Raw genomic sequence first — 22,245 nt, forward strand, 5'->3', positions numbered from 1 at the left:
TCAGGCCTCCTTGCGGCGCAGCGTCTGCAGCGCCAGTTCGAGTGTCAGCGTGGTCATGCCGAGCGCGACGAAGAGATACGGAATCCACAGCTTCGGGCCCCACAGCGAGGGACTGGTCTTGCCGTCGGCCCAGGCTTCGTGGAAGAACTCCCAGGCGTTGAAGGCAACGAAGCCGCAGAAGGCGAAGGTGAGTACGTCGGCCAGCTTCTGCCGCAGCCGGTTGATGCCGGCGGGCAGCATGGTGTCGAGCAGGTCGATCGCCACGTGGCCGCGTTCGGCCTGGGTGTGGGCCGCACTCATGAAGGTGGAAATGATGAGCAGCATGACGCACAGCTCGATTTCCCAGTCTGTGGGCCACTTGAGCCAGTAGCGCACCGCGACCTGCCACACCAGGATGCCGGCCGCCACGATGATGACGGCGCCCGACAGATAGGCGGCAAGCCGGTTGAACCGGCGCAGCGCGCCGGCAATCAGCGAGAACATGATGGAACCCTCCCCAGGCCGGTCGCGTTACTTGACCGAAGTGGCCATGTCCATCCAGGTCTTGCCGTCCTTCACTTTCTCGGCAAAGTCCTTCCACGAGGTCTTCTGGGCGAGCGCGCGCCACTGGTTGAACGCCGCCTCGTCCATGTCCACCACCTTGATGCCGGCCTTGGCGAACACTTCGGCGGCGCGCTCGTCGTCCTTCTTCGCCTCTTCCATCGCGAACTTCTCCAGGCTCAGGCCGACCTCGACCAGCACCTTCTGCTGTTCGGGCGTGAGCTTGTTGAAGGTGTTCATCGAAATGAGCAGCGGCTCGAACATGTACCAGAAGCTGTGGTCACGGCCGGTGGTGAAGGACTTCGACGTTTCGTACAGGCGGAAGCTGATGTGCGAGGTGGAGGAGGTCAGAGCGGCGTCGAGCACCTTGGACTGCATGCCGCTGTAGATCTCGTTCGACGGCACGTTGGTGATTGCGGCGCCGGCTTCCTTCAGCATCACGTCCATTTCGCGGCTGCCGCCACGGAACTTGCTGCCCTTCACGTCGGCCGGGGTGACCATGGGCTGGCCGGCCGAGGCGATGCCGCCGGCCTGCCACACCCAGGTCAGGATCTTCATGCCCTTCTCTTCCAGATGCTTTTCGAGCCGCTGGCCGATGGGCGAGGTGCGCCAGCGCAGGCCCTGCTCGTAGGAGGTGATCAGCGCCGGCATCAGCGTCAGGTTCACTTCCGGCACTTCGCCGCCGCCGTAGGCCAGCGGCAGCACCGACATGTCCAGCACGCCCTTGCGCAGCGCGCCGAACTGGGTGTTGGTCTTCATTAGCGAATTGCCGGGATAGACGGTGATCTTGACCTGACCCTGGGTGCGCTTCTCGACTTCGGCGGCAAACTGCTTGGCGAGCCGGTCGCGGAAGTCACCGTCGGGTGTGGTGGCGGCAGGGAACTGGTGCGACAGCTTCAGGGTGGTCTGGGCAAGCACAGGCTGGGCTGCGCCCAGGCCGACGGCCAGCAGGGATGCGGAAAGGGTGGTCGCGACAAAGCCGCGCAGGACGGAACGGCGCTGGGATTTCATGCAAGTCTCCTCCAGTCGATTGGATGCATGGTGGTGATGCCGCACCCCCTTGTTCTGTTCGCTGGGGGCTCATTCGCGGCGGATACGTCAGATCAGTTCATGTATGTAGAAAAGTCAAACGTGTATACACGATAGGATTCAGTGTATTCAGAGTCAAGCTTTGTCTATACTTTTTTGTAATGAGCAAGGAGCCCCACATGGATCACGCCCCGGCGCCACTGCGCCTGTCCGAACAGCTGTGCGAAAAGATCGAGGAACAGATCGTCACTGGCGCGCTGCGTCCCGGCGCCCGGCTCGACGAGCAGGAGCTGGCGGCGGAGTTCGGCGTGTCGCGCACGCCGATACGTGAGGCGCTGATCCAGCTGGCGTCGGCCGGGCTGGTCGACACGCGCCCGCGGCGCGGCGCCGTGGTGGCGGAGATCGAGCCACACCGCCTGTGCGAAATGTTCGACGTGATGGCCGAACTGGAAGCGATGTGCGCCCGGCTGGCGGCGCGCCGCATCACCGAGGACGAGATCGCGTCGCTGCGCGCGGCGCACCAGGCCTGCGAGGCGGCGCGCGACGCCGACAATCCGGACGCCTACTACTGGCTCAACGAGCAGTTCCACCGCAATATATATATGGCGAGCCACAACGGCTTCCTCGCCGAACAGGCGATCAGCCTGCACCGCCGGCTGCGTCCCTACCGCCGACTGCAGCTGCGCGTGCGCAACCGGATGAAGGTTTCCTATTCGGAGCACCAGTCCATCGTCGACGCCATCGTCGCCGGCGATGGCGACCTGGCCGCCGACCGCATCCGTGGTCACATCCAGGTGCAGGGCGAGCGCTTCACCGACCTGGTGGCGTCGGTCAGGCAGCTGGCGGCACAACCGGTGCAGTGAAACAGGGTGAGGCGGGCGTTTGTGTTTATGCGAATTCCGAGTTCGTTCAATAAAACAAGGGGTTGAATTGCATCTTCCGTTAAGGTAAAAACTTTTATATTAAGTTTTCGACCTTGGACATGAGCGTTCAGACGGCATGGTCGTTTTACGGGCGTCGAGCCGAGCTGCAGCAGATGCAGAGCATTCTCGAACGCCGCCGCTGGTTCTTCCTGCAGATTTCAGGGCGTCGTCGCATCGGCAAGACGGCTCTGATACAGGAAGCCTTGCGCGCCGCTGGCGTCGCACGGACGCTGTACATCCAGATTCCCGACTCGGACCCGGCTGGCGTGGTGGCCGCGTGCAACGGCTATCTCGAAACCTTCGGCATCGAAGGGCGGGTGACCAGCCTTGGCGAACTGGCCCTGCTGATCGGACGACTTGCGGAAGAGGGTTTCGTCGTCGCTCTCGACGAGTTTCAGTATTTCCATCGCAAGCAGCTCGCCGACCTCTGCTCGCTGCTGCAGGCTGAGGTCGACCGCCTGGCCGCGAAAGCGGCCGATGTGCCCGGCGGCCTGATCGTGCTCGGCTCCCTGCACGCAGAAATGACGGCCCTGCTCGAGGACAGGGACGCGCCCTTATTCAACCGGACGACGGACACACTGGAACTGGGGCACCTCGATATTGCATCGGTGCTGGAAATCCTGCGTGCACATGCCGATGACGACCCCTGGCGCCTGCTCTTCCTGTGGAATCTGTTCGAGGGCGTGCCGAAGTTCTATCGCGATGCGTTCGAGCAGGGCGTGCTGGGAGCGGACCGGAGGACAGTGCTGCGCAGCCTGTTCTTTTCCAGTTCATCGCCGTTGCGCAACGAGGCCGACAACTGGTTCCTGCGCGAGCTGCGCGGCCGTTACGACATGGTGCTGCAGTTCCTGGCGAAGCACCCCGGATGCACCAACGCCGACATCGAGGCGGCGATGGCGGATCTGTCCGGCCCCGGCGAGGTGCGTCAGGTCGGCGGCTATCTGAAGATACTGTCCGAGCGCTATCGCATGATAGAGCGGCGTCTGCCCATATTCGCCCCGCCGAGGGCGCGAAGCGGCCGCTACTACATCCGCGACAATTTCCTTCGCGCCTGGCTGTCGGCCCTGCAGCGCCCGGTGTCTGCCGTCGCATTCCGACCGGTCGAGGGCCTGATCGATCAGGCCGACGAGCGGCTCGCGGAGGTCGAAGGCCATGCGCTCGAAGATCTGGTCGGTCAGATATACGAAGAACGCAGCCGTCGTGGCATGGGCGATTTCCCGCTGAGCGAGCGTATCCAGGGCTACTGGGACCGATCGGACGTCGAAATCGATCTGGTCGCGATCAACGAGGATGAATGCCGTATCCGTTTTGGCTCGTGCAAACGCAACCCGCTACGCTTGCTCGCCTCGGTCGAGGGGCTACGGACCAGCGCCGGGCGGTTTCTGCAGGCGCACCCGCGTTTCGCTGGCTGGACGGTCGAGTACGTGGCGATCGCTCCCGAGGTCGATCCGGTGCTGAGCGCCAATCTGCAGGTTGCAGGCGTGACGGTCCAGAGCTTGCGCGATCTGACGGCGGACATGTAGGCGGGCGAAGCTGTGGCGCCGCCTTGTACAAGGCCACGCCGCACGCCATAATCCGCGGCATGCGCCCGACGATCATCATTCCTGCTCCGTATTCCGGCCTGCGCTGGCGCAAGCCTGCCGCCTGAACCGCCCTCCCGGCACGCCCTGCGTGCGCCCCAGCCCTCCCTTCACCATCCGCCCGTCGTCGCCGGCCGTGTCTGTCCGTGCGCCGGATGCCCCGAAGGTTGAGAATGCTCCGAAACACGGCCATCGGAAGAAGCCACCATGCTGTTGATGATCGACAATTACGACTCCTTCACCTACAACCTCGTGCAGTACTTCGGCGAACTCGGTGAGGACGTCCGCGTGTTCCGCAATGACGAGATCACGCTGGAACAGATAGACGCGCTGAAGCCGGACCACATCGTGGTGTCGCCCGGCCCTTGTTCGCCTAACGAGGCGGGGGTGTCGGTGCCACTGATCAAGGCCTTTGCCGGCAAGTACCCCATCCTCGGCGTCTGCCTCGGCCACCAGAGCATAGGCGCGGCCTTCGGCGGCGACGTGGTGCACGCCAAGGTGGTGATGCACGGCAAGACCGCCGCCATCCACCATCTGGACAAGGGCATGTTCCGCGGCCTGCCCAACCCCTTCACCGCCATCCGCTACCACTCGCTGGCGGTGTCGCGCGACACGCTGCCGGACTGCCTGGAAGTGACCGCCTGGACCGACGACGGCGAAATCATGGGCATGCGGCACAAGACGCTGGCGATCGAGGGCGTGCAGTTCCATCCGGAATCCATCCTGACCGAGCACGGTCACCAGATGCTGAAGAACTTCCTCGACGAGTGGAGGGCCGGCGCATGACGTTCACCCCGAAACAGGCGCTCGAACGCGTGATCGAGCACCGCGAAATCTTCCGCGACGAAATGACCGCGCTGATGCACCAGATCATGACCGGCGAGGTGTCGCCGACGCTAATCGCCGCCATCCTGATCGGTCTGCGCGTGAAGAAGGAAACGGTGGGCGAGATCGCTGCCGCGGCGATGGTGATGCGCGAACTGTCGATGAAGGTGCCGGTGGACAACACCCAGACTCTGGTCGACACCTGCGGCACCGGCGGCGACGGTGCGCACACCTTCAACATTTCCACCGCGTCGATGTTCGTCGCCGCAGCGGCCGGCGTACGCGTGGCCAAGCACGGCGGACGCGCCAGTTCGTCGCAGAGCGGTTCGGCCGACGTGCTGGAGGCTCTGGGCGTCAATCTGAACCTGACGCCGGCCCAGGTTTCGACCTGCATCGAACAGGTGGGCGTCGGTTTCATGTTCGCGCCCAACCACCACAGCGCGATGAAGCACGCCGCACCGGTGCGGCGCGAGCTGGGCGTGCGCACCATGTTCAACATCCTCGGTCCGCTGACCAATCCGGCCGGCGCGGCCAACCAGGTGATGGGCGTGTTCCACGCCGACCTGGTCGGCATCCTGGCGCGCGTGCTGAAGGAGCTGGGCTCGCGCAACGTGATGGTGGTGCATGGCCGCGACGGGCTGGACGAACTGTCGATCAGCGGCGACACCTTCGTCGGCGAACTGCGCGACGGCGAGGTGAAGGAATACACCGTGCATCCGTCGGACTTCGGGCTGGCGGTGCACGCGCTCGACACGCTGCGCGTAGCCGATGTGCAGGCCTCGCGCGACATGCTGCTGGCCGCACTTGATGGCACGCTCCCGCCGGCGCGCGACATCGTGCTGCTCAATGCCGGCGCGAGCCTCTACGTGTCGGGCGTGGCGGACAGCCTGCGCAACGGCGTCGATCGGGCGCGCGAAGCCATTGAATCCGGCGCGGCGCGGCAGCGTCTCGACAAGCTGGTCGAGCTGTCGCGCTCGTTCGCGAACTGAGGTCGCTGATGTCAGACATCCTGCAGAAGATCCTCGCCACCAAGCGCGAGGAAATCGCCGCCGGTCTTGCCACGGAAACGATGGCAGCGCTGCGCGCGCGCGCCGACGCTCAGGCACCGACGCGCGATTTCGTCGCGGCGCTGAACACGCGCGTGGCGGCAAAGAAGCCGGCGGTGATCGCCGAAGTGAAGAAGGCCAGCCCGTCCAAGGGCGTGCTGCGCGCCGACTTCCGGCCGGCCGACATCGCCCGGTCTTACGAGTCAGGCGGCGCGGCCTGCCTGTCGGTGCTGACCGACCGTCAGTACTTTCAGGGCAGTCCGGACTATCTGGTCGAGGCGCGTGCCGCCTGCAGCCTGCCGGTGCTGCGCAAGGATTTCATCATCGACCCGTATCAGGTGGTCGAGGCGCGGGCGATGGGCGCGGACTGCATCCTGCTCATCGTCGCCGCCTTCCTGCCGCCCTCGGGCGAAGCCGACGCGGCGCAGCGGGCCCGTGCGGTCGCCGACATGCGCGCACTCGAGTCGCTGGCGAAGGAACTGGGCATGGCGGTGCTGGTGGAAAGCCACGACGCCGGCGAGCTGGACCTCGCGCTGCAGCTCGATACGCCGCTGATGGGCATCAACAACCGCAGCCTGCGCACCTTCGAAGTGTCGCTGGATTTCACGCTGTCGCAGCTTGAGCGCATTCCGGCCGACCGCGTGGTCATCACCGAAAGCGGCATTCTCGCAACGGAACACGTCGCGGCCATGCGGGCCCGCGACGTGCACGCCTTCCTGGTCGGCGAAGCCTTCATGCGCGCCGCCGACCCGGGGGCCGAGCTGGCGCGCCTGTTCGGCACCGCCTGAGCGGACTTAGCCGCGCGTTGTTTCCGGCGGGCGCGGACCGTCGCCGTGGCGGTGCTTGCCGTGGTGGCCGTGGCGGCCGCCCATGGCGGCCAGCGACTTGGCTGCCTCCTTGCGTTGTGCCGGCGTCAGCACTTCGGCCAGATCGGCCATCGTGCGCGTCATCACCTTCGATGCTTCATCCATCTGCGCATGGCGGGCGGCGCGTTGCTGCTCGATCTGGCCGCGATCTATCGTGTCGGCCGACAGCAGTGCCAGCATCTGCTGACGGTCGTCGGCGCGGCCAGCGTGCAGCTTCTTCATTTCCTCGCCTGACGCCTTGACGATGTCACGGGCGCGCGCCTTCTGTTCCTCGCTGGCGCCGACCTTCGTGAACACGCGCTCAACCATCTGTTCCATCCGCTTGCCCATCGCTTCCGGGCCGTGGTGGCGCTCGCCGTGCTTGACCGGGTGGGCGCCGCCGTCGGCGCCCGGGTGCGCCTGTGCCGGCACATTCAAGGCAATCAATCCGGCCAGCGCACCGGCGCTGGCAAGACCGGCAAACCAGCGGCCGCGGACAGATGATTTTTCAGGGGTTTTCATGTTCGGTATCTCCATTCGCCGGAACGCTCCGGCATCGAAGCCAGCTTGTGCCGCTGCTGTGAACCCTGATTTCGAGTGGCGTAACCATTTGTAAAGGTTGACGCCCCGAACGCGATTCCGGCACCGGCGTTCGAGTTGCGGGCGAAATGGGCGACGTTGCTCTGCAACGACGCCGTGACCCACGCCGCATCCCAGTATTGGCGCGGGTTTCCGTCGATTCGCTGCGGTATGATCAATCGCAGATACCGTCTCAAGAACGGCCGATAAACCAAAGAGGTCAGCGCCGGGCTCAGGCCCGGCGTCCAATAACATCGTCCAGTCCGCATGACAGCCCCCGCCGCCCGCGCGATCGACTGTGCCATGCTGTCCGGTCTGCCTTCGCTGCCGCTTCTTGCGGACGTGGCACTCGGACTGCGTGCGCTGCCGGCCGGCGTTCCGTCCCTCAATGCGCTGCTGCGTCTCGATCCGGCCTGGGTGCTGCGTCTGCTGCGCGCGTCGCAGCTGATCGCCACGCCCGCCGGCGACGGCGGCGCAGGGCGGCGCATCGACGCGGTGATCGACGCCTGCGGAAATGCGCTGATACAGGTGGCGCTACTCGACGCGCGCGGGCGCGTTCAGCGCAGCGGTGTCGATCTTGCCGGGCATCACGCCTTCTGGGCGCACTCCATACTGAGCGCCGAAATCGCCCGTGAACTTGCTGCTGCGGGCGGTCGCTGCGACCCGGACGAGAGCTTCATCGCCGGCCTGCTGCTCGACGTCGCACTGCCGCTGCTGGCGGCGGCACCCGGTGGTGGCGAGCGGCACGCGCAGCGGCCGACCGAACACGAACTGGCCACGCTCGAGACCGCCTATGGTGGCGAACATCACGGCGAGGTCGGCGCAGCGCTGCTGTCTGCCGACTGGTCGGCCGGACTGGCCGATGCTCTGCGTTTCTCCCACGCCGACGGCGCGCTCTTCGTCGATGCGCCTGAGCATCTGCGCCTGGCGCGCGCTGTCGAAGAACTGGCCGGTGGCGGTGCTGCCGACACGACGCAGCAACGGGCGCTCGCACAACGCCTGACCGGGCTGTCGGCCGATGCGCTCGACAGCGCGCTGCAGGCGGCGCACAGCCGCGCACTCGAGCGCTGCCGGCTGATCGAGGTGGACGCTGCCGACACGCTGTTCCCGGCCGGTGCGCCCTATCGTCCGGTCTTCGGCGTCGCCGACGCGCAGCCGGACGACAGCGCCGCGCTGACCGGCTTTGCACGCGCCGGGCTGTTCGGTCAGGTGTATGCGCGCGGCGACGAATCCGCACTGTGGACCATGCTGAAGCTGGCGTCGGCATTGCTGCTCGACCTGCCGGCGCCGCAGATCTTGCGAGCCGGGCAGGGCGGCAGCGCCTTCGTGCCCATCGCGGAGCAGGGCGAAAACGCACCGTACATCGACCTCGCGCAGCCGGGGCTCGAGGGCGTCTGGCGCCAGCTTTCGTCGGGCGCGGCCTGGCTGTGCAGCGACGCGCGCGAGGCCGCTGCGCTGCCGGTCAGCCTGCAGCGCCTGCTGCGTGTGTCGCCCGGGCAGACCGGCCTGATCCAGCCGCTGCGCAGCGAAGCGGGTGTCGAGGCGCTCGCGCTCTACCACTTCCCGGCCAGTTTCACGCCCGCGCTGATGCGCCGCAGCGACGAACTGCACGCGCTGGCCGAAGGCGCGGCTCGCGCCCTGCACCAGCAGCAGCTGCGTCTGCGCGAACTGGGTGAACTGCGACAGGGTATGGTCGAGCAGTACGCCGTGCATGCGCGCCAGTTGCGCGGCGACCTGCATACGCCGCTCGGCCTGATGCGGCATCAGATCAAGTCGATGCGCCTGAAGATGGGTGCCGATGCGATGGTCGATTCCGAACTGACGGTGTTCGGCGACCAGATCGATCGCATCGACACCGTGCTGCGTCAGTTCGAGGGCCGTCCGCCCGACGTGTCGGCCGACGCCCAGCGCATCGACCTCAACCAGCTGATGGAACAGACGGTGGCCGAGGTCGAGGAGCGCGTGCTGCGCGCCCGCTCGATCTCGACCGAGCTGCATCTCGACGCGGCGCTGCCGCCGCTGCATCTGCCGCTGCGCGAACTGCGCGAACTGCTGCACGCGCTGCTGGCGATCAGCGCCGAACAGGTCGGCACCTCCGGTCGCATCGCGGTCAGCACGGCAGAGGGCCTCAACCTCAATGGCTCGCTGTTCGTCGAGGTCCGGGTGCGCGATTTCGGCCGCGGCATGGATGCCGCACGTGTGTCGGCGCTGTTTGCGCCGGATGGCAGTGGTGTCAACCGGGCGACGCCGGCGCACGCGCTGGCGCTGGCCCGCTCGCTCGGCGGTTCGCTGTCGTGCAAGAGCGCGGTCGGTCAGGGCACCGTGTTCCAGCTGCTGCTGCCGCGCACCACCCGTCGTCCGGCAGCGGCGGCGGTTCAGCTCTGACCGTCAGGCCGCCTTCCAGCGGCTGTTGGCGTTCACATGCTGGGCGAGGAAATCCATCTGGTCGGCCAGGATGTTGCGGTTGCTGAGGATGAGGTACTCGGCCTTGTTCGGCACGTAGGGCGCGTACATCAGCTGCATCCGCGCCTGCTCGGGCGTGCGGCCGCTCTTGCGCTGGTTGCAGGGCCGGCAGCAGGTCACGACGTTCATCCACAGGTCGCGCCCACCTTGCGACACCGGCACGATGTGGTCGCGCGTCAGCTTCTGGTATGAGAACTCGCCGCCGCAGTAGCCGCAGATCGAGCGGTCGCGGTGGAACAGCTCGCGGTTGTTCAGCGGCGGTACCGCCGTCTGCAGCTTGTGCGCGTGGCTGCGACCCTTGATCGCGATGATGCTGTTGGTGCGGATGAAGGACTGCTCGCCGGTGACGCGATTGATGCCGCCGCGGATCTCGAACTCGTGGCTGCCGGCCACCCAGGCCACCAGGTCCTTGGAGTGATAGAAAACGGCATGCTGCCAGCTGACCCAGCGGTGCGGTACGCCGTTGGCGTCGAGGGTCAGTATCCACGGGTGCGACGGGCGTCGCACTTCGTAAACTATGCTCCGGGGTGGGTGCTCCAGCATGATCGTCTTACGCGTCCTCGGTCTGAAATCGGTCAGTCGAAGTGAAACGTGTGTCGTCACGCATCCGCCCGGCGACGCGGGAAACGTTGCCGCGCAAGATGCTCGGACACTTTAGCAAAGGAAGATGAATTTGCAACCGCGTCAATCATTTGCGAAGCATCGTCCCATGGGCTGCGCACTGGCGCTGTCGGCCCTGCTGCATCTGCTGATTTTCTGGCCGCTGCCGTCCGTGGCACCGCAGCCCAGCCAGAGCGTGCTCCGGCTCGCACTGAAGCCGCACGACCGGAGCGCCGTGCCAGCGCAGGACAGCGCGACCGGGGGCCCGGGCGTGGTGGTGGGCGAACCGCGCCCGGCGCCGGTTTCGGCGACCGGAACGACCGTTGCGGCTGCACCGACGCCGCCTGCCGCCGCCGAGCCGGCGCTGCCGGCGCCGGGCGAGGACGCGCTGCGGGCGCTGCGCTATGCGCTGGCGCGGGTGGTCGTCGCCGATGGATGGGCGACCGATGGGCGCGCCGCGTCGATGTCGGTGCAGCTGCATGTGCTGGCGCGGCGGGTAGTCGGTGTCGACCTCGCGCGCAGCAGCGGCCGTGACGAGGTCGACGCGGCGGTGCTGGCCGCCTTCAAGGCAGCGGCCGGGCGGGCCGTAATACCGACGTCGCTTCCGGCGCACGGGTTTACCGTAGAACTCGAGCTGGAAGCGGGAGATGCCGCCCGTTCCGATGATGCCGAGCCACCGCTACCCGGTTGAACCCTCGACACCGTCAGCAGCGCACCTGCTGGCGGCAGAAGCTGTCCATCGCGACCACCCGCGTGGTTGCGCCGACCGGCTTCATCGCGCGGTCGCCACCGTGATCCAGTGCCAGCCGGAAGCCGAAGCTCTGGAAGAAGCGGTCGAATACGTCGGCGCCCAGCGTGGCGACGGCCACCAGTTCGTCGCGTTCGGCCATGTATTCGAGCACGATGCCGGCCAGCGGCTGCGGTGCCGGGCCTTCGAGTACGCGCGCGCCGGCGGCCGGATCGAACTGGCTGTGTTCGGAACAGCAGTGGATCACCCGCGCGCGGCGGCTGTGTGCAGTCGCTTCGTCACGGTAGGAGATGAAACTGATGTCCCGTGTCGGATGCGTGAGCTTGTGCGAGCATATGGCCGAGTAGGCGACGATGGACTGGGCGCGGCCGACGCCACCGGGCCAGTCGTACTGTCGCCCGTCAGCGGTACGCAGTTTCGTCGTGCCTTCGACCTTCCTGCCCAGATCCAGCAGGAAACAGGGCGTGGCCGGATACGGCCACTGGAATACATAATTGACGCCCGGCTTGAGCGAGGACGCCTTCAGCGGGCGACCTTCGCCGTCGGTCAGCACGCTGCGCGGGTATTCCCTCGCCACGGCGGCGCGTGCGGGCAGGTTCAGTCCGGCCAGTCCGCATGCTGCGCTGCACGCGGCGATAAAGCTGCGTCTTTCCATCATCACGCTCCACAGGAAACATTCGTGCGGCAGTCGTTGAAAACTAGAAAGTGCCGCCGCGGTAGTCAAGCCGGCCGGAGACAGAATTGAGCACGCCGCCGCAGTCGCTGCAGGCGCCGTCGGAGCAGGCTGATCCGTCGGCCGGGCGCGCCCGCGCGCCGGGCCAGGGTGTGGTCATCAATCTGCTGATCGCCGTCGCGTACTGCCTGCTTGCCGCACTCAGCTTCCGGCTGCGCGACGTCGTGTCGGGTCAGATGCCGATGTGGGCGCCGATGGGGCTCGCGCTGTTCGCGCTGCTGCAGGGCGGCACGCGCTGGCTGCCCGGCGTGGTCGTTGGCGTGCTTGCGTCGGCGGTGCTGGCGCGTCAGGGTGCGGCGATGATCGTGCTGTTCTCCGCCGGCCAGATCCTTGCGCCGTGGGCCGGTGCGGCGCTGTTGCGGCGCCTGACCGCGCGACCGACCGATCTGCTCGAACGCACCGACGGCGCGCTCAAGCTGATCGCCGTGATCTACCTGATGGCGGTGCCCAGCGCCGTGGCGACGCTGGCAGGCAGTGTGCTGGCGCACGGTGTTCCGCCCGATCGCTGGCTGGAGATCGGCTCCACCGCCTGGCTCGGTGACGCGCTCGGCGCCATCGTCACCGTGCTGCCGCTGCTGGCCTGGGGCGCGCGCCGGCCGCTGCAGCAGCTCAAGCGCCGCCTGCCAGAGCAGATCGTTGTTGTCGGTGCGCTGATGGGTCTGCTCAGCGTCACTTTCGCCGGCGTCGCGCTGCTGCCGGACCCGATGCTGCAGCTCTACGTCGCGCTGCCGCTGGTGGTGTGGGTGGCGCTGCGCTTCCCGCCGCGCGTCGGCTGGACCGCCTTCCTGATCACGTCGATGATGGCGCTGGCCGGCACCGCCAACGGCACGTCGCCGTTCAGTCCGCATCCGATGCAGGTGCAGCTGCTGGTGCTGCACGGCCTGATCATGCTGACCGCCGCCACGGCGCTGTTCATCGGCGCCGCGATGTCGGAGAAGCAGGCGGCGCGGCGCGCGCTGCGCGAGCGCGAATCGCATTTCCGCGCGCTGACCCTGCTGTCTGCCGACTGGCACTGGGAACTGGACGCCGAACTGCGCTACCACCGGCTGCCGGACGAACTGACCGGCGCGCACTTCGGCGATACCGAACTGGACGGCTGCGCGCCGTGGGAAATTCCCGGCGAGGAGGCGCTGACCCAGCCCTGGGGCCTGCTGCGGCAGACGCTGGAGAGGCACGAAGCCTTCCGCGATTTCCTGTCGCGTCGCCGCGACGGTTCGCGCTGGCGCTATCTCGCCTCGTCCGGTGAACCGGTATTCGATGCGTCCGGCGCATTCTCGGGCTATCGCGGCGTCAGCCGCGACATCACCGCCGAAATGCAGGCGCGCGAGGCGCTGCGCGAAGAGGAGTTCCGTCTGCGCGCGCTGGTCGATGCGCTGCCCGATCTCATCGTGCTGAAGGACAGGCACCTGCGCTGGCGCCTCGCCAACCGCGCGCTGCTCGATACGCGCTGCCTGAAGAAGACCGCCTGGCTGGGCGCGACCAGCGAGGAACTGGCGGCGCATCTGCCTTCGCTGTCCGAGGTGCTGCTGCACAACCATGCCATCGCGCAGGAGGTCGCCCGCACCTGCAAGCCGCACTTCGAGGAGCAGGTGGTCGACCTGGCGGGCAACGATCCGCGCGTCTACGACGTCTCCATCATTCCGCTGGTCGATGACGACGGCGCCTTCAATGGTCTGGTGTCGGTACGCCGCGACGTGACCGCGCAGCGCGAGGCGGCGCGCATACAGGCCGAACACGTGCAGAGCGTGCAGTCGCAGAACGACGAACTGGAACGACGCGTCGGCGCGCGCACCGCGGCGCTGGAAGCGGCGGTCAAGGAACTGGAGGCCTTCAGCTATTCGGTATCGCACGACCTGCGCGCACCGCTGCGTGCGCTCGACGGTTTCTCGCGACTGCTGGTCGAGGACTACGGCGATCTGCTGGACGAGCAGGGGCGCGAATACCTCGCGCGCATCCGACGCAACAGCCAGCGCATGGGCGAGCTGATCGACGATCTGCTCGAACTGTCGCGCGTATCGCGCGCCGAGGTGCGCCGCACGCTGACCAATCTGTCGGATGTCGCCCGCGACATCGCGCGCGAACTCGACGCCGAGGCACCGTCACGACAGGTGCAGTGGGTGATTCCGGAAGGCCTGTGGGTGGACGCCGATCCAGGCCTCGCCCGCATCGTGCTGGAAAACCTGCTGCGCAACGCGTGGAAGTTCACCCGGCTGCAACCGCAGCCGCGCATCGAGATCGGACAGTCCCGGCTGGGCGAACAGACGGCCTACTACGTGCGCGACAACGGCGCCGGCTTCGACATGGCGTACGTCGGGCGCCTGTTCGCGCCCTTCCAGCGCCTGCACAACAACCGCGAGTACGACGGCAGCGGCATCGGTCTGGCCATCGTGCAACGCATCATCCGGCTGCATGGCGGCCGCGTCGCGGCCGAGGGCGTGCCGGGGCAGGGGGCGACCTTCAGCTTCAGCTTCGGCGCCGCCGCCGAAGCGGTCGAGGCTTGAGCCGGCGCAGGCGCGCTCAGCCGGCCGCTGCGGGCAGCGTGAAGTGATGGACGCCGAAGCTGCCCTGCCGGCGCTCTTCGAAAAAGGTGCGCAAGGTGAGCGACACGCTGCGGAACGCCAGTTCGTCCCACGGGATGTCGGCCTCGCCGAACAGCTTCACCTCCAGTGATTCTGTACCCGGCGCGAAATCGAGATCGAGCAGCCGGGCGCGGAACAGCAGGTGGATCTGGTCGATGAAGGGCACGCTGACCATTGTGTAGGGCGCCAGCAGTTCGACCCGTGCGCAGGCCTCCTCACGCGTCTCGCGCATCGCGCCCTCGGCGGCGCTCTCACCGTTCTCCATGAAGCCGGCAGGCAGCGTCCAGTAGCCATGGCGCGGCTCGATCGCCCGCCGGCACAGCATCACCTTGTCTTCCCACACGGGCAGCGTGCCGACCACCATGCGCGGGTTCTGATAATGAATGCTGCCGCAGGCCGGGCAGACGTGGCGCGGGCGGTTGTCGCCGGCCGGAACGCGCAGTTCGACCTCGCTGCCGCAATGGGCGCAGTACTTCATGTTTCGGGTGGCAATGCCGGTTTGCTGAGCAGTTCGCGAGTGTAGCGCCGCGCCCGCCCGATGCGCAGGGGGCGCCGATTTTTGCCGCTGCCCTCAAGTCGGGAGACTCCCCGGCCGTAAGGAAAGCCAATGCCGATTGATTCGGGGTGGTGACGTGCGCGTCGCCTCGCCGGATGGATCGTCGCGCAGCCGGATTCACGAATGAATGACCTGATCGATACACGCCGCTTCCAGGAAATAAAGGCCGCGGGCGAATTGCCGTCGCCCAAGGGCATCGCCTTGTCGATCGCCCGCATGAGTCAGCGCGGTGACGCCTCGCTGGCTGAACTGGCCCGGCTGATTCAGGGCGATCCCGCACTGGTCGGGCGTCTTGTGCGAGCAGCCAACGGCACGCTGCCGCAGGGCTCGCGCCCGGTGGTCGCGTTGCGCGATGCGCTGGCGGTGCTCGGCATGGCAGCCGTACGCAATCTGGCGCTGGGCTTCTCGCTGATCTCGAGCAACGGCGAAGGTCTTTGCCGCAGTTTCCCCTACACGCGCTTCTGGACCGGTTCGGTCATCCGCGCCATCGCGATGCAGAAGATCGTCATGCGACTGCGCAGCGCGGGTGTCGAGGAGAGCTTCAGCGTCGGCCTGCTGTCAGGCGTCGGCGCCCTCGGTCTGGCCAGCGTGTTCCCGGTGCAGTATTCGCGCGTGCTCGACGAGGCGCGCGGTGACGCGGCCTGCCTGCTCGAACAGGAGCGCCAGGCGTTCGCGATGACCCACGTCGAACTGAGTGCGGCGATGCTGCTCGACTGGGGCATGCCGCGCTTCTTCGTTGCCGCGGTACTGGGTCACGAGTCAGCGCTGAGCATGCCGGTTGATCAGGGCTCGCGCGAATACGGACTGACGATGGCACTGGGCCTGGCCCGCGCCATCGAAAGCGCCTGCATGGCCGACGAAGCCAGCCGGGCGCAGAGCCTTGATGCCGCACGTGCCCTGGCGGCACGCATGGAGTGGGTGCCGGAGCAGGTGTCCGCGCTGTGCGAGGAAGTCGCCCTCGACTGGAAGGACTGGTCGCAGATGCTGCCGGTCGATGCCTACGCCTTGCCCAGCCTGGACGGACTGGCCGACACCCTGGCGCCGGCTCCGCCGCCCGTCCCCGCCGCTGCGCCAGCGCCGGCCGCGCAGCAGGCGGCCAACGACGCGCCGGGCAGCGAAGGCTTGCGGGTGCTGGTGGTCGAGGACGACATGTCCACCCGGCTGACGCTGCAGACCTTGCTGGTGCGCGGCGGCTATCAGGTCGCGGTGGCCGAGGACGGCGTGCGCGGCATGGACCTGGCGCTGGAATTCCAGCCGCAGATCATGGTGGTCGACTGGGTGATGCCGCAGATGAACGGCCTCGAACTGACGCGCACGCTGCGTCAGACCCGCATGGGCCGCAACATCTACATCATCCTGCTCACCAGTCACGAAGAGGATCAGCGCCTGATCGAGGCCTTCGAATCGGGCGTCGATGACTACATGGTGAAGCCGCTGCGGCCGCGCGTGCTCGAGGCGCGGCTGCGCGCCGGTCAGCGGCTGGTGCGCATGCAGCGCGAACTGGAGAGCGAGCGCGAGGAGATCCGCCGCTACGCTGCCGAACTGGGCGTGAGCAACCGCCGCCTGCAGGAGGTCGCGCTGACCGACGCGCTGACTGGCTTCCCGAACCGCCGCTACGCGATGAGCCGCATCGCTCAGGAATGGGCGATCGCGCAACGCAGCGAGCGCCCGCTGTCCTGCCTGCTGATCGACATCGATCACTTCCGCCAGATCAATGAAACCTACGGTCGGGACGTCGCCGACCAGGTGCTTGAACAGACCGCACGCGCGATCCGTGAATGCATGCGCGCGCAGGACGTGGTGTGCCGCACCGGCGGCGACGAATTCCTCATCATCTGCCCGGACACCGCTCTCGAACAGGCCATGGCCTGCGCGCAGCGCGTGTGCGCAGGCGTCGTCGCGGCGCCGGTGCAGGCCGGTCGACTGCGCCTCAGCAGTTCGATCAGCATCGGCGTGGCCGAGCGCCTGCCGGCCATGCCGGACGCCGATGCGCTGCTCACATTCGCCGACCAGGCGCTGGTCGCGGCCAAGAGTGCCGGACGCAACCGGGCACACGCGGCGGGCTAGGGTCTGTTGCCATTGAATCGCGCGCGGCCCCCGATTCAATGGCAACAGACCTTAGATCCAAATGGCGGAATGGACGGTGAACAGGTCCTAATCCCCCCTCAACCGAAAGGGTAAAGAGAGACTTTTGCCCGCATCCGGCAAAAGTCGTCACTCAAGTTTCGGCAGATATTGCCGTCCATTCATCCCGTTGATCGTGCTCACGACCCGGAATGAAGTGGATGGACCGTCACTCTGACAAGATGGGAGGGTTCAGAACCATCAAGGTATTGATGGTCGAGGACAATGAAGACGATGTCTTCCTGCTGAACGCTCAACTGAGCGCGCGCGGGCTCGACACGTATTCCGAGCGCGTCGACAGCGCCGGCGACCTTGCCCGTGCGCTGGAAGAGCGCGAATGGGATCTGGTCATTTCCGACCACGCCATGCCCGGCTTCGATTCGGCGTCTGCGCTCGAGGTCGTGCGCCGCAGCGGGCGCGACATTCCATTCATCATCTACTCCGGCAAGATTTCCGACCACATGGCCTTCTCGGCCATGCGCAACGGCGTTGCCGACTACGTCCAGAAGGGCAATATCGCCCGTCTGGTGCCGGTGATCGAACGCGAGCTGCGCGGCGTCGAGACGCGGCGCGCGGTGCAGACGGCGGATGCACGCATCCATGCGCTGGCCTTCTTCGACACGCTGTCGGCACTGCCCAACCAGACCCTGCTGCGCGCCCAGATCGACGACTGGCTCGACACCGCCCGCCGCAGCGTCGAAGCCAGCCACGCCACGCTGATGGTGGTGGATATCGACCGCTTCCTGCGCATCAACACCAGCTTCGGCTACGAAGCCGGCAATGCGGTGCTGCGTGAAGCGGTGCGCCGGCTGATAGAGCGCGCCGGCGATGGTGCGATGATCGCCCGCCTCAGCGGTGACCGCTTCTGCGTGTTCGCGCCGGCCTGCACCACGCGTGCGCTGGCATCGGCACTCGCGCAGCGGCTGATGGACGCCTTTTCCACACCGATCATCAAGGACGGCCTCGAACTGTTCCTGACCGCTTCGGTCGGCGTGGCGATGACGCCGGACGACGGCGACGATGCGCAGTCCCTGATCATGAATGCCGAAGCGGCGATGGCCAGCGCGAAGCGCTCCGGCGGCAACGGCATGAGTTTCTACGCGCGCGAGATGAGCGCCAGCTCGGCCGAGAAGCTGGTGCTGGAGACGCACCTGCGGCACGCCGTACAGCGCGGCGAACTGTTCCTGAACTACCAGCCGATCATGAATGGCCTGACTGGCCGTCCATCCGGCGTCGAGGCGCTGCTGCGCTGGAAGCATCCTCAGCGCGGCGTCGTGTCGCCGGACCGCTTCATTCCGCTGGCTGACGAATCCGGACTCATCGTCGAAATCGGCGCCTGGGTCATGCGCGAAGCGTGCAGCCAAGGGCGGCAGTGGCACGAGCAGGGCATGACCGACCTGTCCATGTCGGTCAATGTGTCTGCCGTGCAGTTCGCCCAGCCGCGGCTGCTCGAAACCGTGCGTACCACGCTGGAGGACACCGGTTTTCCGCCGGACAAGCTGGTGCTGGAAATCACCGAATCGGTGCTGATGAAGGACGCGGAAACCACCATCGGCATGCTGAAGGCGCTGAAGAACATGGGCGTTCGCATCTCGATGGACGACTTCGGCACCGGCTACTCCTCGCTGTCCTACCTGAAGCGCTTTCCGATCGACATCGTCAAGATCGACAAGTCCTTTGTCCGCGACATCAACGAGGACGAGGACGACGCCGCCATCATCCGCGTCATCATCGCGCTGGCCCGCAGCCTGCGCCTGACCACGGTGGCGGAGGGCGTGGAGACGCCGGAACAGCTGGGCTTCCTGATGCGCGAACAGTGTGACCGCTTCCAGGGCTACTTCTTCTCGCGACCGGTGGATGCCGAAGTGCTCCGCGCCCGCATCCTGGACGGCTCACTTTTGATTTAAGTTTTTCCCGGCGCTGCCGTTACCTGCCCTGTCCGCCGGATTTCCAGGGCGGCACTTCCCCGTACACGTCCGAAATGTAAGAATTTTTCTTACAGGATTCCGTTCGCCCCTTCGTACAGCAAGTTTCGCCAGCCCCTGATTGGGCATTGGCGCCCCTCTCGGCAGAATGCATCCCACACACAGGCGCACTCTGCACCTGCTCCAAGGAGGGATCGAGGCATGAAGACGACCGGCTTGCTCAACGAGATTCGCGAACTGAATCTCGCCTATCTGATGCTCGCTCAGCAGATGATCCGCGAGGATCGCGATGCTGCGATGTTCCGCCTCGGTGTCAGCGAGGAAGTCGCCGGCATGATCGAGTCGCTGTCCCCGGCACAGGTTCTGAAGATGGCCAGCGCCAACATGATGCTGTGCCGCCTGCGTTTCGACGACCGCGTCCTGCTCGGCCTGTTGTCCAGCCACGGTCGTGACGCATCGACCTCCCACCTGCACGCGACCATCCTGGCCTGCGCGCAGCCGGTCGAAGCGGTTTCCTGAGCCAGGGAGTCAAGGTCATGAAAAACAAGAGCATCGTTTCCGAAGGTCGCGAAATCGCGCTGGCGGTGAACCTGATCCAGCTGGGCGCCCGCCTGCAGCTGCTGGAAGCCGAAACCCATCTGTCGCGTGAGCGCCTGCTCAAGCTGTACAAGGAAGTGAAGGGCGTGTCGCCGCCGAAGGGCATGCTGCCTTTCTCGACCGACTGGTTCATGACCTGGCAGCCGAACATTCACGCTTCGCTGTTCATGTCCTTCTTCAGCTTCTTCAAGCAGAACACCGGTCTCAACCAGTTGGACTGCATCGTCAAGGCGTTCAAGCTCTACCAGGAACACGTGCAGACGCACGACATGGAAGAGGTGCTGAGTCTCACCCGCGCCTGGACGCTGGTGCGCTTCTTCGACGCCAAGCTGCTGCAGCACACCAAGTGCACCTGCTGCGGCGGTCACTTCGTGGCGCATGCCTACGACCCGAAGGCCAGCTATGTCTGCGGCCTGTGCAACATTCCCGCACGCGCCGGCAAGACGCGCCGTGCCCGCGAGGCGCTGATCGCCGCCTGATCCGTTTTCTCTCTCCTGTCTGACCTCCTCCTTGCGCGAGCAAGGAGCTCGCCGCTGCGGGGCAACCCGCAGCGGCATTTTTTTGTGCGTCGGGTGCTGTTCACCTGCGCAGCAGACTTGGTCAAGTTTCCTGAGGTGGTGCCGTTAGACCAACAGGCACGCATTGATTGATGCCCCGAACATCCGTCATACACAGGGAAATTCCATGTTTCTGATCATCGGTTACGTGATCATCCTTGCCGCTTCGGTTGGCACCTACGCTCTGCACGGCAGTCTTGCCGCGCTGTGGGTGCCCGCCGAATACGTCGCCATCTTCGGTCTGATGATCGGCGGCTTCGTGGCCGGCAACGGCATGGCCGCAATCAAGGCGACGGTGGCAGCGCTGCCGTCGGTGTTCAAGGGCTCGTCCTACAACAAGGCCTTCTACGTCGATGTGCTGGCCATGCTCTACGAGATCCTCGCCAAGGTGCGCAAGGAGGGGCTGATGTCGATCGAGGCTGATGTCGAGAATCCCGAATCCAGCCCGATCTTTTCCAAGTACCCCAACTTCCTCGCCGACCACCACGCGGTGGATTTCCTGACTGACTACCTGCGGATGATGGTGGGCGGCAACCTGAATGCCTTCGAGATCGCCGACCTGATGGACGCCGAGATCGAAACCCACCATTCCGAGCAGCATGTCGCCGTGCATTGCGTGTCGAAGATGGCCGACGGTGTGCCGGCCTTCGGCATCGTCGTCGCGGTGATGGGCGTGGTGAACGTGATGGGGTCCGTCGGCCAGCCGCCGGCGGTGCTCGGCAAGATGATCGGCGGCGCGCTGGTCGGTACCTTCCTCGGCATCCTGCTTTCCTACGGCTTCGTCGCGCCGATCGCGTCCCAGCTCGAACAGAAGATGGAAGAGGGCGGCAAGATCTACGAGTGCATGAAGGTGGTGCTGCTGGCCAGCATGAACGGCTACGCGCCGCAGGTGGCGATCGAGTTCGGCCGCAAGGTGCTGTACTCGCCGGACCGCCCCAGCTTCAAGGAGCTGGAGGACGAAGTGAAGAGCCGCAAGGGCAAGTGAGCGGGCCCAGCCCCTTTCTACTGACTCCCTCATTCACCGGTTGAATCATGTCCGACGATACCCAGCAGCCAATCATCGTCAAGAAGATCAAGAAGGGCGGCGGCGGTGCGCACGGTGGCGCATGGAAGATTGCCTACGCCGACTTCGTGACCGCGATGATGGCTTTCTTCCTGCTGATGTGGCTGCTCGGCTCGACCGCGCAGGGCGATCTCGAAGGGATCGCCGAGTACTTCGAGAACCCGCTGAAGGTGGCGCAGCAGGGCGGCTCCGGATCGGGCGACAGTTCGAGCGTCATCCAGGGTGGCGGGCGCGACCTGACGCGGCAGGCCGGTCAGGTGAAGTATGGCGCGGTCGAGACCAAGCAAAGGTCGATCAATCTCAGCGCCAGCAGCGAAGACCAGAAGTCCGAGGAGATGAAGCGCGAGCAGCAGCGCCAGGAACGCGTCAAGCTGATCGAGCTGAAGAGCCAGATCGAGGCGCGCATCGAAGCCAATCCCGACCTGCGCCCCTTCCGCAACCAGCTCATGCTGGACGTGACCTCCGAAGGCCTGCGCATCCAGATCGTCGATGAGCAGAACCGGCCGATGTTCGCCTCGGCCAGTGACCGGCTGCAGCCCTATACCCAGGTCATCCTGCGCGAGATCGGCCTCATCCTGAACCAGGTCGACAACCGCGTTTTCCTGTCCGGGCATACCGATGCCAAGCCTTTCGCCGGCGGCATCGGCGGATTCTCGAACTGGGAGCTGTCGTCCAACCGCGCCAACGCGTCGCGACGCGAACTCATCGCCGGCGGCATGGACCCGGACAAGGTGCTGCGGGTGGTCGGCATGAGTTCCATCATTCCATTCGACAAGGACGACCCTTTCAACCCGATCAACCGTCGCATCAGCATCATCGTGCTGAACCGCGACACCGAGCAGGCAATGCTGTCGGACGGACGTTCGGTCAACGTGGAGGACGTGGCCGGGGCGGCGGGCGCGGTGACGCCGCCCTGATCAAGTTTCGCCCCGT

At 66.1% G+C, this 22,245-nt stretch carries 20 protein-coding genes; 14 read left to right on the top strand and 6 right to left on the bottom strand.

Annotated elements, in window-relative coordinates; translation table 11 throughout:
• Both WJU27_RS00480 and dctP read right to left on the bottom strand, forming a co-directional pair.
• Positions 1-483 carry a TRAP transporter small permease gene (locus WJU27_RS00480; RefSeq protein ID WP_296812853.1) on the bottom strand — a complete coding sequence of 161 codons (483 nt, stop codon included), beginning with the start codon at positions 481-483 and terminating at the stop codon, positions 1-3.
• A gap of 27 nt (positions 484-510) precedes the next feature.
• Entirely contained in the window at positions 511-1,551 is a 1,041-nt protein-coding gene (dctP, locus tag WJU27_RS00485) for a TRAP transporter substrate-binding protein DctP (protein ID WP_341420805.1), read from the bottom strand.
• 197 nt (positions 1,552-1,748) lie between these two features.
• On the opposite strand from dctP, the gene WJU27_RS00490 reads away from it, so the two are divergent.
• From WJU27_RS00490 to trpC, 5 genes are all read left to right on the top strand, one after another.
• A complete protein-coding gene (locus WJU27_RS00490; protein ID WP_020165496.1) occupies positions 1,749-2,432 on the top strand; it encodes a GntR family transcriptional regulator in 684 nt (227 codons plus the stop codon).
• Positions 2,433-2,551: 119 nt separating this feature from the next.
• Complete coding sequence (locus tag WJU27_RS00495) at positions 2,552-4,015, top strand: ATP-binding protein (protein ID WP_341420806.1); 1,464 nt, start codon at positions 2,552-2,554, stop codon at positions 4,013-4,015.
• 264 nt (positions 4,016-4,279) lie between these two features.
• Positions 4,280-4,858: an aminodeoxychorismate/anthranilate synthase component II gene (locus tag WJU27_RS00500; protein ID WP_019917246.1), complete on the top strand. Its 579-nt coding sequence runs from the start codon at positions 4,280-4,282 to the stop codon at positions 4,856-4,858.
• Complete coding sequence (gene trpD, locus WJU27_RS00505; RefSeq protein WP_341420807.1) at positions 4,855-5,886, top strand: anthranilate phosphoribosyltransferase; 1,032 nt, start codon at positions 4,855-4,857, stop codon at positions 5,884-5,886. The genes WJU27_RS00500 and trpD overlap by 4 nt, the downstream gene beginning before the upstream one ends.
• An 8-nt stretch (positions 5,887-5,894) precedes the next feature.
• Positions 5,895-6,731, top strand: coding sequence for an indole-3-glycerol phosphate synthase TrpC (trpC, locus tag WJU27_RS00510; protein ID WP_341420808.1), 837 nt, complete (start codon positions 5,895-5,897; stop codon positions 6,729-6,731).
• Between the two features lie 6 nt (positions 6,732-6,737).
• On the opposite strand, the gene WJU27_RS00515 is transcribed toward trpC, so the two are convergent.
• Positions 6,738-7,310, bottom strand: coding sequence for a Spy/CpxP family protein refolding chaperone (locus WJU27_RS00515; protein WP_341420809.1), 573 nt, complete (start codon positions 7,308-7,310; stop codon positions 6,738-6,740).
• 324 nt (positions 7,311-7,634) lie between these two features.
• On the opposite strand from WJU27_RS00515, the gene WJU27_RS00520 reads away from it, so the two are divergent.
• Positions 7,635-9,752 (top strand): HDOD domain-containing protein, encoded by a 2,118-nt coding sequence (locus WJU27_RS00520; RefSeq protein WP_341420810.1) that lies wholly within the window; start codon positions 7,635-7,637, stop codon positions 9,750-9,752.
• Positions 9,753-9,755: 3 nt separating this feature from the next.
• Here the strand turns inward: WJU27_RS00520 and WJU27_RS00525 are convergent, their stop codons facing one another.
• Positions 9,756-10,337 (bottom strand): HNH endonuclease, encoded by a 582-nt coding sequence (locus WJU27_RS00525; RefSeq protein WP_020165490.1) that lies wholly within the window; start codon positions 10,335-10,337, stop codon positions 9,756-9,758.
• 202 nt (positions 10,338-10,539) lie between these two features.
• Between WJU27_RS00525 and WJU27_RS00530 the strand changes: the two genes are divergently transcribed.
• Positions 10,540-11,121: a hypothetical protein gene (locus WJU27_RS00530; protein WP_341420811.1), complete on the top strand. Its 582-nt coding sequence runs from the start codon at positions 10,540-10,542 to the stop codon at positions 11,119-11,121.
• 13 nt (positions 11,122-11,134) lie between these two features.
• Here WJU27_RS00530 and WJU27_RS00535 read toward each other — a convergent pair whose 3' ends face one another.
• Entirely contained in the window at positions 11,135-11,833 is a 699-nt protein-coding gene (locus tag WJU27_RS00535; protein WP_020165488.1) for a hypothetical protein, read from the bottom strand.
• Between the two features lie 86 nt (positions 11,834-11,919).
• On the opposite strand from WJU27_RS00535, the gene WJU27_RS00540 reads away from it, so the two are divergent.
• Complete coding sequence (locus tag WJU27_RS00540; protein ID WP_341420812.1) at positions 11,920-14,412, top strand: MASE1 domain-containing protein; 2,493 nt, start codon at positions 11,920-11,922, stop codon at positions 14,410-14,412.
• A gap of 16 nt (positions 14,413-14,428) precedes the next feature.
• On the opposite strand, the gene WJU27_RS00545 is transcribed toward WJU27_RS00540, so the two are convergent.
• The gene (locus tag WJU27_RS00545) at positions 14,429-14,968 is read right to left on the bottom strand and encodes an NUDIX hydrolase (RefSeq protein ID WP_304002070.1); all 540 of its coding nucleotides are present in this window, start codon (positions 14,966-14,968) and stop codon (positions 14,429-14,431) included.
• 201 nt (positions 14,969-15,169) lie between these two features.
• On the opposite strand from WJU27_RS00545, the gene WJU27_RS00550 reads away from it, so the two are divergent.
• The 6 genes from WJU27_RS00550 to motB all read left to right on the top strand — a co-directional run bounded on the left by WJU27_RS00550 (position 15,170) and on the right by motB (position 22,229).
• A complete protein-coding gene (locus tag WJU27_RS00550) occupies positions 15,170-17,113 on the top strand; it encodes a diguanylate cyclase (RefSeq protein WP_341420813.1) in 1,944 nt (647 codons plus the stop codon).
• Positions 17,114-17,331: 218 nt separating this feature from the next.
• A complete protein-coding gene (locus WJU27_RS00555; RefSeq protein ID WP_341420814.1) occupies positions 17,332-19,077 on the top strand; it encodes a putative bifunctional diguanylate cyclase/phosphodiesterase in 1,746 nt (581 codons plus the stop codon).
• Between the two features lie 219 nt (positions 19,078-19,296).
• Positions 19,297-19,614, top strand: a complete 318-nt coding sequence (gene flhD / locus WJU27_RS00560; RefSeq protein ID WP_019917260.1) for a flagellar transcriptional regulator FlhD — start codon at positions 19,297-19,299, stop codon at positions 19,612-19,614.
• Positions 19,615-19,631: 17 nt separating this feature from the next.
• On the top strand, positions 19,632-20,171 hold the full coding sequence (gene flhC, locus WJU27_RS00565; RefSeq protein WP_019917261.1) for a flagellar transcriptional regulator FlhC: 540 nt from the start codon (positions 19,632-19,634) through the stop codon (positions 20,169-20,171).
• 205 nt (positions 20,172-20,376) lie between these two features.
• Positions 20,377-21,234, top strand: coding sequence for a flagellar motor stator protein MotA (motA, locus tag WJU27_RS00570; protein ID WP_019917262.1), 858 nt, complete (start codon positions 20,377-20,379; stop codon positions 21,232-21,234).
• Between the two features lie 47 nt (positions 21,235-21,281).
• A complete protein-coding gene (gene motB, locus WJU27_RS00575) occupies positions 21,282-22,229 on the top strand; it encodes a flagellar motor protein MotB (protein ID WP_296812830.1) in 948 nt (315 codons plus the stop codon).
• The last annotated feature ends 16 nt before the right edge of the window (positions 22,230-22,245 follow it).

The sequence above is a fragment of the Methyloversatilis sp. NSM2 genome (genome assembly GCF_038066675.1).
Lineage (GTDB): Bacteria > Pseudomonadota > Gammaproteobacteria > Burkholderiales > Rhodocyclaceae > Methyloversatilis > Methyloversatilis discipulorum_A.